Annotated in this window: 11 protein-coding genes and 1 pseudogene; 3 read left to right on the forward strand and 9 right to left on the reverse strand. The window is 63.4% G+C overall.

What is annotated here, in order from left to right; genetic code table 11:
* Window positions 1-397: 397 nt before the first annotated feature.
* Window positions 398-1,783, forward strand: coding sequence for an aspartate aminotransferase family protein (locus tag J2Y48_RS11995; protein WP_310417696.1), 1,386 nt, complete (start codon window positions 398-400; stop codon window positions 1,781-1,783).
* 77 nt (window positions 1,784-1,860) lie between these two features.
* Window positions 1,861-2,901 carry a tartrate dehydrogenase gene (locus J2Y48_RS12000; protein ID WP_310417698.1) on the forward strand — a complete coding sequence of 347 codons (1,041 nt, stop codon included), beginning with the start codon at window positions 1,861-1,863 and terminating at the stop codon, window positions 2,899-2,901.
* 60 nt (window positions 2,902-2,961) lie between these two features.
* On the opposite strand, the gene J2Y48_RS12005 is transcribed toward J2Y48_RS12000, so the two are convergent.
* The 9 genes from J2Y48_RS12005 to J2Y48_RS12045 all read right to left on the reverse strand — a co-directional run bounded on the left by J2Y48_RS12005 (window position 2,962) and on the right by J2Y48_RS12045 (window position 12,684).
* Window positions 2,962-4,011, reverse strand: coding sequence for an Ldh family oxidoreductase (locus tag J2Y48_RS12005; protein WP_310417701.1), 1,050 nt, complete (start codon window positions 4,009-4,011; stop codon window positions 2,962-2,964).
* 43 nt (window positions 4,012-4,054) lie between these two features.
* The gene (locus J2Y48_RS12010) at window positions 4,055-4,858 is read right to left on the reverse strand and encodes an amino acid ABC transporter ATP-binding protein (protein WP_310417704.1); all 804 of its coding nucleotides are present in this window, start codon (window positions 4,856-4,858) and stop codon (window positions 4,055-4,057) included.
* Between the two features lie 73 nt (window positions 4,859-4,931).
* Complete coding sequence (locus J2Y48_RS12015) at window positions 4,932-6,254, reverse strand: aspartate aminotransferase family protein (RefSeq protein ID WP_310417707.1); 1,323 nt, start codon at window positions 6,252-6,254, stop codon at window positions 4,932-4,934.
* An 18-nt stretch (window positions 6,255-6,272) separates the two neighbouring features.
* Window positions 6,273-7,262 (reverse strand): phosphotransferase, encoded by a 990-nt coding sequence (locus tag J2Y48_RS12020; protein ID WP_310417708.1) that lies wholly within the window; start codon window positions 7,260-7,262, stop codon window positions 6,273-6,275.
* Window positions 7,259-7,960 carry a GntR family transcriptional regulator gene (locus tag J2Y48_RS12025; protein WP_310417711.1) on the reverse strand — a complete coding sequence of 234 codons (702 nt, stop codon included), beginning with the start codon at window positions 7,958-7,960 and terminating at the stop codon, window positions 7,259-7,261. The genes J2Y48_RS12020 and J2Y48_RS12025 overlap by 4 nt, the downstream gene beginning before the upstream one ends.
* A 2-nt stretch (window positions 7,961-7,962) precedes the next feature.
* The gene (locus J2Y48_RS12030; protein ID WP_310417714.1) at window positions 7,963-9,042 is read right to left on the reverse strand and encodes an amino acid ABC transporter permease; all 1,080 of its coding nucleotides are present in this window, start codon (window positions 9,040-9,042) and stop codon (window positions 7,963-7,965) included.
* Window positions 9,039-10,163: an ABC transporter permease subunit gene (locus tag J2Y48_RS12035; protein WP_310417717.1), complete on the reverse strand. Its 1,125-nt coding sequence runs from the start codon at window positions 10,161-10,163 to the stop codon at window positions 9,039-9,041. The genes J2Y48_RS12030 and J2Y48_RS12035 overlap by 4 nt, the downstream gene beginning before the upstream one ends.
* Window positions 10,163-11,206: a transporter substrate-binding domain-containing protein gene (locus tag J2Y48_RS12040; RefSeq protein WP_310417721.1), complete on the reverse strand. Its 1,044-nt coding sequence runs from the start codon at window positions 11,204-11,206 to the stop codon at window positions 10,163-10,165. Before J2Y48_RS12040 ends, J2Y48_RS12035 begins: the two co-directional genes overlap by 1 nt.
* Before the next feature lie 77 nt (window positions 11,207-11,283).
* The gene (locus J2Y48_RS12045) at window positions 11,284-12,684 is read right to left on the reverse strand and encodes an NAD-dependent succinate-semialdehyde dehydrogenase (protein WP_405030212.1); all 1,401 of its coding nucleotides are present in this window, start codon (window positions 12,682-12,684) and stop codon (window positions 11,284-11,286) included.
* Window positions 12,685-13,065: 381 nt separating this feature from the next.
* On the opposite strand from J2Y48_RS12045, the pseudogene J2Y48_RS12050 reads away from it, so the two are divergent.
* A pseudogene (locus J2Y48_RS12050) lies at window positions 13,066-13,191 on the forward strand (alpha/beta fold hydrolase); the annotation flags it as partial.
* Between the last annotated feature and the right edge of the window lie 60 nt (window positions 13,192-13,251).

Below are 13,251 nucleotides of genomic sequence, written 5' to 3' on the forward strand. Positions count from 1 at the left end.
TGACACCAAAAACATGGGAAGGCATGTTTACTGTGTTATAACACTAGACAGAAGAAAGGACAGTGCCTTCTTTAGCCGGAAGCGGTCCATTCTAGGATAGGACGCCACCACAATCTAGGCGCGCGTTGCCGAGATTGTAGTCGCGTTCAGGCTTCATCTGTCGCAAATCGTCATCGAGCCGTATTCGACGACGCTGTCGCGCCGGATTTCCGGGGCGATGACGGGCGAGCGTGCGGCGTGCCACTGCCACCGCTGAAGGCGGGCGCCTGTCAGGCCGCCTTCGGTTTCCGAACGGTCATCCGCGAGGATGTCAAGACAAACATGCGAGCGGCGGAGGCCTTGCGTCCGCCGCCGGGGTTCCGCGCACTCGCGGAAACGCCCCAAGGAGGAACAGACCATGAGCGGCAAGCTCTCCAATTCTTTGGCCCACGCGGACATCACGACGACCCTGCATCCCTACACGGATGCCCGTGCGCATGAGCGCCAGGGTCCGCTAATCGTTGACCACGGCAAGGGAATCTACATCTATGACGACGCGGGCAAGGAGTATATCGAAGGCCTCGCGGGTCTCTGGTCGGTTGCCATTGGCTTTGACGAGCCGCGTCTAGTCAAGGTCGCGGCCGAACAAATGGCCAAGCTGCCCTACTACCATACGTTCAGCCACAAGTCGCATGAGCCCTCCATCCGTCTCTCCGAGAAGATCGTCGAGATGACGCCCGAGCCGCTGACCCGTGTCTTCTTCACCAGTTCCGGTTCCGAAGCCAACGACACCATGATCAAGATGGTGTGGTACATGAACAATGCGCTCGGCCGGCCGCAGAAGAAAAAGTTCCTCGCCCGCACGCGCGGCTACCACGGCATCACCATCGCTTCAGGCAGCCTGACGGGTCTGCCGAACAACCACCGCGACTTCGACCTTCCGGCCATCCCGGTCCGCCACCTGACCTGCCCGCACTATTATCGCTACGGCCTGCCGGGCGAGACCGAGGCGCAGTTCGCCGAGCGCCTGATTGCCGAAGCCGAAGCGGTGATCCTCGAGGAAGGCCCGGAAACCATTGCCGGATTCATCGGTGAGCCGCTGATGGCTGCCGGCGGCGTCATGCCTCCGCCGGCCGGCTACTGGAAGGGTATCGAGGCGCTCTGCCGCAAGTACGACATCCTGCTCATCGCCGACGAGGTGATCTGTGGCTTCGGCCGTCTCGGCACGACCTTCGGCTGCGAACATTATGGCTTTACGCCTGATATCATGGTCATGTCGAAGCAGCTGACCTCGTCCTACATGCCGCTCGCCGCTGTCGTCTTCACCGAAGCGGTCTACAATGCGATCGCCGACAACACGGCGAAGATCGGCACCTTCGGACACGGCTTTACCGCGTCGGGTCACCCGGTCGCGACCGCCGTCGGTCTTGAGAACCTCAAGATCATCGAAGAGCGGGACCTCATCGGCAACGCCGCCCGCATGGGCCGCATCTTTCAGACGCGCCTGGCGGAACTGGCGGACCATCCGCTGGTGGGCGAAGTGCGCGGTGCGGGCCTCATCGCCGGCATCGAAATGGTTGCGGACAAGGAGACGCGCCGTCCGTTCGCCACTGCCGGCAAGGCAGGCGCTCGCGCGTTTGCGGCCGGCCATGAGCACGGCCTGATCGTCCGCGCCATCGGCGACGTCGTCGCGCTCTGCCCGCCGCTCGTCATCAACGAGGAGCAGGTGAACGAGACCGTGAAGCGTCTGCGCAAGGCGCTCGACGACACCGCGCAGTGGTGCGCCGCCGAAGACCTGAACTGACGCATTGAAGAGCGCCGCGTCGATCGCGGCGCTCTGTTCTTCCATCTTTTGCCTGCCTGACCCGGAGAACCAATCCCATGAAGACCTATTCGATCGCGCTCATTCCTGGCGACGGCATCGGCACAGCCGTGACCAAAGCGGCCTGGGCAGTTCTCGAAAAGGCTGCAGGCAGCGATTTCAGGCTGGCGGGCACGGCGCTGCCGTGGTCCTGCGCCTTCTACAGGGAAACCGGCGCGATGATGCCGACCGACGGCATCGAGACGCTGCGTGCCTTCGACGCCATCCTGCTCGGCGCTGTCGGCTGGCCGGCCGAAGTTCCCGATTCCGTTTCGCTGCACGGTCTCCTGCTGCCGATCCGCAAGGCCTTCGTGCAGTATGCCAATATCCGGCCGCATCGTCTGCTGCCGGGCGTCAAGGGGCCGCTGCGGGCCGAGGGCTTCGATATCCTCTGCATCCGCGAAAACACGGAAGGTGAGTATTCCGGCGCGGGGGGTCGCGTCCATCAGGGCACGGCGGACGAGGTGGCGGTGGAGACTTCCATCTTCACGCGCACGGGCGTCGAGCGGATCTTGCGTTTCGGCTTCGAGCAGGCCCGTAGCCGTCGCGGCAAGCTCGCTTCCGTCACCAAGTCCAACGCGCAGAAATATTCGATGGTGTTCTGGGACGAGATCACCCGGCAACTCGCGGCCGAATATTCCGATGTCGAAGTCACCAGCTATCATATCGATGCCATGGCGGCCCGTATGGTGATGGCGCCGGACAGCCTTGATGTCATCGTCGCCTCGAACCTCTTCGGTGACATCCTGACCGATCTCGGCGCGGCGATCCAAGGCGGGCTCGGCTTTGCCGCTTCGGCCAACATCAATCCCGACCGAAGCGCACCCTCGATGTTCGAACCGGTGCACGGCTCCGCGCCTGACATTGCCCATCTCGGCATTGCAAACCCGATCGCCGCCATCTGGTCCGGCGCCATGATGCTCGATCATCTGGGCGAGCGCGATGCCGCGGCCCGCGTCATGGCCGCCATCGAGCGGACGACCGCGCGGGGAATCGGCATTACGCCGGGCCAGGACAAGACGGATACCATCGCAGCCGCCGTCCTCGCTTCGTTCGACTGAGACTATTGACACCGTAGCGCCTCTTCCTCGTTGAACGGTGGAGGCGCCACGAACGCCTTTTTAGATGGCGCCGGGGAAGGAGCAATCGAGCTTGATTGCCCACGGCCGGATATCCTCAACGATCGTATCGATGAGCCCAACGCCGTTTTCGAGCTGGTCGCGCTTCAGGGCAAGCGATCGATCTCCGGGGATGCGCACAGGGTCGTGGCCGGGAGCCACCGCACTTGCTCTGCATTGCTCGGCAAGCTTCCCCATTTCGTGTTCGAATGCTGTACGGCCAGCGAAATGGGCGGGGTCGATCGCCTGTACGAAGACTCCATTGGCCTCGCTGTCACCCGTCTGCGAAGCTCGGCCGAAACCACCGAGCGCCCCGGAAAGCGCTTCGGTGAGAAGGGCAATGCTGAAGCCCTTGTATCCTTGCCCGGGGCCTCCGATCGGCAGGATGCCGCCATTTCTCTCAAGGAATTCGGCAGGATCGTCGGTGATCTCTCCGCTTTGCGAGACGATCATGGGCAGCGGCAGCTTCTTCCCGAGCCGGTAGCTGCGGTTCAAAGGTCCCTGCGCGGACATCGCGGCCGTCGTATCGATCAGAATGGGATCCCGGTCTGTCGGAATGCCTGCGGCAATCGGATTGCAGGAAAAGACTCGGCTCAATCCGCCGTGAGGCACCACGACCGCCTCGGTTGGCGTGCTCGCCGTGATCATCACCATGATGCCGCGTCGAGTTGCGCGTTCCAGGTAGCTCGCCAGGCAGGCGATGTGCTGTGCCCGACGGATGACCACGGTTCCGGTCCCTTCCGCCTCCGCGATGTTGCAGGCGCGGTCCACCGCCTTGGCCGTGATCCACGGGCCGGGCAGGAACTGTGCATCCCAGACCTCGCTGCTGCGTGCAGCGCTCAGAACCTCGTGGACACCGTCCCGGCGCGTTTCTCCGCTGAGCAGCCACTCGATATTCGTCGGCAAGCGCTGCATGCCGTGGGTCGAGTAGCCGAGCAGATCGGCCTCGAGGAACAGCGAGCCGACGGTTTCCGCCCGCTCGTGTGCAAGGCCAGCTCGGTTGAGCAGCCGCGTGGAGAATTCCATAAGGTCCGTATAACGGTATCGTTGCATGAATGCTCCCCTTGGCGGCTGTCTGTGATGTGATGGTGCGATCCTAGTGCAGGATCTGGCTGAGGAAGAGCTTCGTCCGCTCGTGCTGCGGATTGTCGAAGAAGGCGGCGGGCGTGTTTTCTTCGACGATCTGGCCCTGGTCCATGAAGATGACGCGGTTGGCGACCTGGCGGGCAAAGCCCATTTCGTGCGTCACGCACAGCATGGTCATGCCTTCCTCGGCGAGCGACACCATGGTGTCGAGCACTTCTTTCACCATTTCCGGATCGAGTGCGGAGGTGGGCTCGTCGAAGAGCATGATCTTCGGCTTCATGCAGAGCGAACGGGCGATCGCCACGCGCTGCTGCTGGCCGCCGGAAAGCTGGCCGGGATACTTGTGGGCCTGTTCCGGAATCTTGACGCGCTTCAGATAGTGCATCGCGATCTCTTCGGCTTCCTTCTTCGGAACCTTGCGCACCCAGATCGGGGCAAGCGTGCAGTTTTCAAGGATCGTCAGGTGCGGGAAAAGGTTGAAGTGCTGGAACACCATGCCAACCTCGCGGCGCACTTCGTCGATCTTCTTCAGGTCATCGTTGAGTTCGATGCCGTCGACGGCGATCCGGCCCTTCTGGTGTTCTTCCAGGCGGTTGATGCAGCGGATCATCGTCGACTTGCCGGAACCCGAGGGGCCGCAAATGACGATGCGCTCGCCCTTCATGACCTTGAGGTCGATATCCCTGAGAACATGGTACTCGCCGTACCACTTGTGCATCTTTTCGATCGCGATGGCGACATCGGTCGCCGAGACCTGCATTTTCGTGGTGTCGACCTGAAGATCGTCAGAACGTATGATATTTTCGCCCGCCATTCGAGCATCCTCCTGCATTGCTGCGCCTTGCCTCCTCGGCGGCGCGGTTGATCTCTATTCCGCGCTATGCGGCTCAAAGGGTGGTCAGCACCTCGTCGCAGACCTGCACCAGTTCGTCCGCATCGGCGATGGAGAAGGGCAGCGGCGGCCTGATCTTCAGGACATGGCCGAGCGGTCCCGATGCGCTGATGAGCACGCGGCGGCGACGCAGGGCGTTGACGAGGTCGCCTGCTATGCGGGGGGAGGGCGAACCGTCAGCGCTCAGAATATCGACGCCGAGAAACAGACCTTGGCCGCGGATTTCGCCGATGGCGGCGTGGCGACTTGCCAGCGCCTCGAAGCCGGCCATCATATACGCACCGACGCTGGACGCATTCGCCAGCAGGTCCTCGTCCCTGATGATATCGAGGACGGCGGTGGCGGCGGCGCAGGCGACGGGATTGCCGCCGAAGGTGTTGAAGTAACGCGCTTCGCGGGCGAAACGCTCCAGCACCTCCTCGCGCGCCACCACGCCGGCGATCGGGTAGCCGTTACCCATGGGTTTGCCCATTGTAACGAGGTCGGGCACGATCCCGTGACGCTGAAAGCCCCACATATGCGAGCCCATGCGGCCGAAGCCCGCCTGCACCTCGTCGGCGATGAAGAGGCCGCCCGCCTCGCGGATCGCGTCGACTGCGCCGGCAAGGAAGCCAGCCGGCTCGGCGAAGACGCCGTCGCTGGAGAAGATCGTGTCCACCAGAAGTGCAGCGGGACGAATGCCGTGGCGCTGCATGTCGGCGATGGCGGCCCGCACCTCACGCTCGAAGAAGGCGCCGACCTCTTCCGGCGAACCGGCAAGGCGCGGATCGGGGGCTGCGACGGTGCGCACGTCCACGGCCAGCGGCACGTTCAGGCCGAGTGAGGGGGATATGGCGGCAATCGCGTGGCTGATGCCGTGATAGGCATTGGCGGTGACGATGAAGCCGGTGCCGCCGGTGTGGTTACGGGCGATGCGCAGAGCAAGGTCGTTGGCCTCGCTGCCGGTGCAAGTCAGCATCAGCCGGTTGGTCTCGGCGGGGAAATGGCCGAGCAACCGCTCGGCATAGCCGACGATGCTCTCGTCGAGATAGCGCGTGTGCACATTGAGCCGCGCGGCCTGCTCGGCGATGGCCGCAACGACGCGCGGGTGGCAATGGCCGACGCAGGGCACGTTGTTATAGGCGTCAAGATAGGCATTGCCCGCGGCATCGTAGAGACGCACGCCGCTTGCCCAGTCGAAATGGACCGGCTCCTCGTAGAACATGCGATAGGGCTGGCCGAGAACGCGCTGGCGGCGCTCCACGAGGTCGCGCGTGCGCTCGTCCAGGTTGGCGGCGTTCCTGCTGTCGAACGCATTGATCATCACGGGTACGCTCATGGCATGCACCTTCGTTCTCTAGAGGGGATTCCTGAATGGATTTCGCGAAAGCGACGACAGCCGCTCCAGCCGCATCCAGGAGGCGGGGTTGTTCTTCATGATATAGGGGCGGTTGGCCGGGTCGCGGTCCGCAAGAAACTCCGTGACCACGACGTTGACGACGCAGCGCGCGATCATGAATTCCAGCAGAAGCTCGATCTCCACATCCTGCAGTGGCGAGGCCTGGTGGTAGGCGCGGACAACGTCGGCGGCATTTTGCAGATCGTCCTCGTCAGCGCGAACCTGCAGCAACGCCGCGCCGGCGAGATCGACGAGGCGGGGCGCGTGGACGAGGTCGCCGAAATCGAGAAAGCCCGCAAGACGGTCCCTCGCATCGCTGTCGACGAGGATGTTCTGGCCGTTCATGTCGCTATGCACGGCCTGCGCGGGCAGCACGGCGATATGCGGTCTCGCGACCGTCTCGAAGCGGTCGAGCATCGCCTCGGCAAGCGGCCGGCGCTTCTCGTCGATCAGTATCAGGGAGGGGCGCAGGCGGGCGATGTTCTTGACGTCCCAGATGAGATCGCGCTGGCGCGAGAAGGGATGGTCGAAGCTTGCGAGCGCCGCGTCGAGGCGGGCGACGGCCTCTCCGATGGCATGGCGCAGCGCCGGCGTCGGTGCGTCGATGAAGGACAACGGCGTGCCTTCGAGATAGGTCAGCAGTCGCAGGTAGCGGCCGTCCTCGGCCCCGAGGAAAACGGAACCTTCGCCGGTGAGGGCGGGCACGACACGCGGCGCCGCTATGTTCGGGGCGGTGTGCTCTATGTGCTGAAGTGCGGCACTTTCAAGCAAAGTGCCGTCCGCGCTCTCCTGTGGGTCCGAGACCTTGAGCGTGAAGGTGGTGCCCATTGGCGTTCGGATGCGGAAGTTCTGGGTGCGTTCGCCGCCAAGTTCGCTCGCGCGACCACTGACGCCGAAATGGCGGAGGACGACGGCCTCGGCTTCGGCGGTGTCGAATCGCGCGGTCATTCGTCCGCTCCCTGGAAGGCGTCCGCGAGGATACCGAAACAGTTGACAACATCGGACACCACGGCCTTGCGGGCACCAGTGGCGTCGTTTGCAGATATTGCCGCAAATGCCGTCTCGTGGTCGGGAATGGCGTCGGTCAGCTTCCCGGGCTCGGCCTTGGCGAGGCGCACCGAGGGCCCCATGCGCAGCCACAGCGGTTCGATCATGTCGCGCAGGATCGGCGAGTTGCTCATGTCAGCGATATGCAGGTGGAAGCGGGCATTGGCGCGCAGGAACCGGCTGGTGTCGTTGGCGTGCGCAGCCTCGGTCATGGCGTCGAAATGGACGCGCAGGCCCGCGAGTGTCTCGGGCGTTGCTGCCCGTGCCGCGCGGGCGGCGGAAAGACCCTCGAGCGCGACGCGGATATCGCGGATTTCCGTGAGTTCCGCGATGGTCAGCAGGGGGACGACGAAGGTGCGTTCAAGACGCAGTGCCCCGAGGCTTTCGAGCTTCTGGAGCGCATCGCGGACGGGAACCACGCTCGTTCCAAGCGCCGCCGCGAGATTTCTCAGGACCAGCCGGTCCCCGGGGCGGAATTCCCCGATGATCAGCTTTTCCTTGATCTGCTGGTAGATCTGCTCGTTGAGCGTATCCTGGACAAGCGTCTTGTAGGTCTGCATGAAGCCCCCATCCGCCTGCGATATCTCCTTGCCGTCCATCCTCAATGCTTCTCGTTGGCGAACTCCCGCTCAAGGCGGCGGGAATGGATGGAGAGGATGAAGCAGAAGACGAAGAAGGCGCCGCCGACGACGAGATAGGCCTCGCGATAGAAGCCGAGCCAGGCGCCGTCGGCGATCGCTCCGCGTGCTCCGCCAAGCACGTCGATGAGACCGATGATGCTGATCAGCGTCGTGTCCTTGATGGACTCGATGAAGGTATTGATGATCGCGGGCAGGGCGATGCGGAAAGCCTGCGGCAGCACGATCAGGCGGGAGATCAGGCCATTGGAAAGGCCGAGGCTGTGACCGGCCTCCGACTGGCCGCGCGGCACCGCTTCGAGACCGCCGCGGATCGCCTCGGCGAGATAGGCCGCCTGGAACAGGATCAGCGCCACCTGCGCACGCAGAATATTGTCGATGAGGTTGCCGCCCGGGAGAAGGAAGGGCAGCATTGTCGAGGCGATGAACAGCACCGCGATCAGCGGCAGGCCGCGTACGATTTCCACATAGAGCGAGCAAAAACGACGGATGACGGCAGCCTTCGACCGGCGGCCAAGCACGATGAAGACCGACAGTGGAAGAGCCAGCACGATGCCGAAGGCCGACAGGCCGACGGTGAGCGGCAGGCCGCCCCAACGGCTGGTGGAAACCGAAGGCAGGCCGAGGATGCCGCCGCCCATCAGGATCAGGCTGATCACCATAACCGCAATCCAGGCGAGCGCGAGAGCCGGTTTCCAGAAGCGGCGGAAGCCGCTGAGGATGAGGATGGCGAGCACTAGCACGACGGCAAGCGTCGGGCGCCAGTACTGGTCGGCCGGATAGCTGCCGAAGAGGATGATGTGGTAGCGCTCGTGCAGGAAGGCCCAGCAGGCGCCAGCCGCCGCACGGCAGGTTTCGGGCGACGCCTGCCCGAAGACCGCGTCGGTGACGGTCCACTGGTAGAAGCGCGCGAGAAGGTAGAAGAGGCTGCCGGTAATCGCCACCGTCAGCAGGGCGTGCGGCCACGGATGGAAATAGGGGCGCAGCCAGCCGGTGAGGCCGCCATTGGAGGGGCGAGGGAGTGCCGCGGTAATTTCGCTCATGACTTCACCAGTTGCGCGCGCTTTTCCAGCCAGCGGATGACTGCGGAGGTCACCAGGCTGAGCGACAGGTAGATCAGCAGATAGATGGACACGGTCTCGATGGCCCGGCCGGTCTGGTTGAGTGCGGTGTTGCCCACGGAAACCAGGTCCGGATAGCCGATGAGAACGGCCAGCGTCGTGTTCTTGATGGCGTTGAGATACTGGTTTGCGAGTGGCGGCAGCATGAGCCGCAGCGCCTGCGGGGCCAGCACCAGATAGAGCGTCAGCAGGGGGCTGAGACCTAGTGAATGAGCCGCTTCCGACTGGCCCTTCGGCAGCGCCGCGAGACTGCCGCGGACGATCTCGGCGATGAAGCCGGACGTATAGAACGAAAGCCCCCCGAGCATTGCCAGATATTCCGGCGTCATGCCCATGCCGCCGCGGAAATTGAAGCCCATGAGCGTCGGTTTCTGGATTTCGCCCCAGCCAAGCGCATAGACGATGACGCCGACAAGTGCGGCGATCGACAGGAACAACCCGCTCGTCGCGGGCCGCGGGAAATGGCCCGTCTCGTTACGGCGGCGCACCATGATGCGCCAGAAGAGGAAGCCGCAGACAAGGGCGAGCACAATGATGGTGACCAGAATTGGTCCGGCATCACCGACCAGCACCGTCGGAATATAGAGGCCGCGGCTCGAAATGAAGATCGATTCCCCGAAGGTCCAGGCCTGGCGCGGCGACGGCAGTACGCGGACGGCGGTGGCGCAGACGACGAGAATGAGCAGCAGCGGCGTGTTGCGCGTCACCTCGATATAGGCTTTCGCGAGGGCGCGGAGCTGCGGATGGGCGGTGCGTCCCGCAAGGCCGATCAGAAGACCGAGCACGGTGGACAGCACGATCGCTGCAAAGGCCAGCTTGACGGTGTTGAGCAGACCGACGAGCAGGGCCCGGAAATAGCTGTCGCCCGAACCGAAGGAAATCAGCGACTCGCCGATCGGGAACGACGTGGCATTCCAGAGGAAACCGTAGTCGATGCTGACGCCGCGGGCGGCGAGGTTGGACGCAAGATTGTGCGACAGCCACGCAAAAACTGCGATAGCTGCCGCGACAAACAGCGCGTTTTGAAGGCGCTCGCTACGCATCAACGCAACGGTGCTGCATACATGAGGCCGCCCTTCGTCCACAGGTCATTGAGACCGCGGTCGAGCTTGAGAGGCGAGGCCTTGCCAAGGTTGCGTTCGAAGCTCTCGCCGTAATTGCCGACGGACGAGACGATCTTGACGACCCAGTCTTCGGAAAGGCCGAGGTCCTTGCCGTTGCCCGGGGTCGTGCCGAGGAGCTGCTTGACTTCCGGATCGGGCGAGTTCTTGGCGAGGTCGGCGACATTGGCCTGCGCGATGCCGAGACGCTCGGTTTCGACGAGAGCGAACATGACCCAGCGGGCGATGAGGAAGAGTTCTTCGTCGCCGCTCTTCACGGCCGGCGCATAGGGCTCCAGCGTTATGAAGTTCGGGAAGATGATGTAGTCGTCGACATTGCCGTTGCCGGCGCGGGAGCCGGCGAGGTTGCCGTAGTTGCCGCCGAATGCGTCACAGCGGCCGCCGAAGAAGGCAGCGTCGAGCTGTTCCCAGGCGCTAAGGACGAGCGGCGTATAGTTCAGGCCGCGCGACTTGAAGAAGTTCTCGGTGTTCACTTCAAAGGTCGAACCCTGCAGGATGCAGACGGTGGCGTCAGCGAGCTGGTCCGGGCTGTCGACGCCGAGGGACTTCGAGACCATGAAGGTGTAGCCGTCGAAATAGTTCGGCGAAGCGAAGCGTGCGCTCTGGGCGCCTTCACGGTTGAGCGTGGTCGTCGTGTCGTGGGCCAGAACGTCGATTTCGCCGGAAGACAGCAGCACGAAACGTTCCGAGTAGGACGCCTGGCGATAGGTTACCTTGGAGGCGTCGCCGAGAATGGCGGCGGCCATCGACTTGCAGTAGTCGATGTCGATGCCGGCGAGTTCGCCATTGGCAGCCGGTGCGGAGAAGCCCGGAACGGCCTGGCCGACGCCGCAGACGAGATTGCCGCGGGCCTTGATGGCGTCGAGCGCCGCGCCAGCCTGTGCGGAGCCGGCGAAGGACATCGCACCCATAAGCGCGGTAGCGCAGGCCAGAACTCCCAGTTTCAATGAATTCGCAAGTTTCACGTATTTCCCCTTTTCATGCGCGTTCAGATGAGGCCCGCAAGCACCATTGCCTGCGAGCTGCGTTTTCCGGCCGGCCGTCAGGCTGCCGATTGGGTGATGCAGACGTATTTCAGCTCGAGGAATTCCTCGATCCCGTATTTCGAGCCTTCGCGGCCGATGCCGGATTCCTTCACGCCGCCGAAGGGCGCAACCTCGTTCGACACCAGGCCTTCGTTGACGCCGACAATGCCGGATTCAATCTGCTCGGCGACCCGCCACATGCGGTCGAGATCGCGGGTGAAGATATAGGCGGCAAGGCCGGAAGAGGTGGCGTTTGCGGCCTTGATGACGCTCTTCTCGTCCGAGAAGCGCTGAACCGGGGCCACGGGGCCGAAGGTCTCCTCGCTCTCGAAGAGCATGGTGGCATCGACATTCGTCAGCACGGTCGGCTCGAAGAAGGTCTGGCCGAGGTTGTGGCGCTTGCCGCCGACGACGACCTTGGCACCCTTGCCCAGAGCATCCGCCACATGGCGCTCCACCTTCGTGACGGCCGCCTCGTTGATCAGCGGACCCTGCTGCACGCCATCAACGAAGCCGTCGCCCACCTTGAGTGCGCCGACTGCCGCCGAGAGGCGCGCTACGAAGGCGTCGTGGACGTTTTCATGCACATAGATGCGGTTCGGGCAGATGCAGGTCTGTCCGGTGTTGCGGAATTTCGCGTTGATGACGCCTTGCACGGCGACGTCGAGGTCGGCGTCGTCGAAGACGATGAGTGGGGCGTTGCCACCGAGTTCCATCGCTACCTTCTTCACCGTATTGGCCGACTGCTCCAGAAGCAGCTTGCCAACGCGGGTCGAGCCCGTGAAGCTGATCTTGCGCACGATCGGATTGGAGGTCATCTCACCGCCGATAGCGGTGGCGTCGCCCGTGACAATATTGAAGACGCCCTTCGGAAGGCCGGCGCGTTCGGCAAGCTCGGCCAGCGCCAGAGCCGAATAGGGCGTGAATTCGGACGGCTTCACCACGACCGAGCAGCCAGCGGCAAAGGCCGGGGCACATTTGCGGGTGATCATGGCGGAAGGGAAGTTCCAGGGCGTAATAGCGGCGACGACCCCGATCGGCTGCTTGAGCACCATGATGCGCGAATGGGCGCGGGGCGCGGGGATGAGGTCGCCGTAGGCGCGCTTGGCCTCCTCAGAGAACCACTCGACAAAGGAGGCGGCATAGCGGATTTCGGCCTCGCTTTCGGCCAGCGGCTTGCCTTGCTCTGCCGTCATGATGGCCGCGAGATCGGGAAGGTTGGCGATCATGAGGTCGAACCAGCGGCGCAGCACTGCGGCGCGGTCCTTGGCTGCAAGAGCCGCCCAGTCCTGCCGGGCCCCCTCTGCCATCTCGATGGCGCGGCGGGTCTCATCAGAGCCCATGTTCGGCACAGTGCCTATCTCAAGGGCCGTAGCGGGATCGATCACCGTGATCGTGCTGCCATTGTCGGCACTCATCCATTCTCCGCCGACATAGGCTTGATGCCTCACCAGCGAGGGGTCCGCCAGACGACTAAAAAGGGAATGGCGCAAAGTCCTGTGCACGGTCATGGTATGGCTTCCTGTAGAGCAATTCGTATAGTGTTATAACAAACGACAAATAACGTTTAGTCAAGCCCGGTTCGTCAGGTGAAGGGATATGCACCGCAAAAAATATTTGACCGAGGGGCGCCGGGTGGCTGAGCGTGAACGATCCGTTTGCGTATCAGCGGAAGCTCGATTTCCTTCCGGCGCTCGGAGGTTCGAACCAGGAACCGAGAATGCGCCTCAGGGCCCGACGCTCTACGCCTCTGCGGCAGATCGAGCCCTTAAGCTGTCCATGAAGTGGGCCTGGCCCGGTCGTCGGGGCCCGTCGCGCCTCTGCTGCACGGCTGGCCCTACGACATCCACAGCTATATCGATGTGGCACCGGTTCTTGCCGAGTCGGGCTATCGTGTCATCGTGACCTATCTTCGCGGCTACGGCGCAGGCGTTCGCCCAGGCCGCGATCGACCTTGCTCGGATGTGAGATGCCACGTCGGATCA

The organism is Mycoplana sp. BE70, assembly GCF_031455855.1.
GTDB lineage: Bacteria > Pseudomonadota > Alphaproteobacteria > Rhizobiales > Rhizobiaceae > Mycoplana.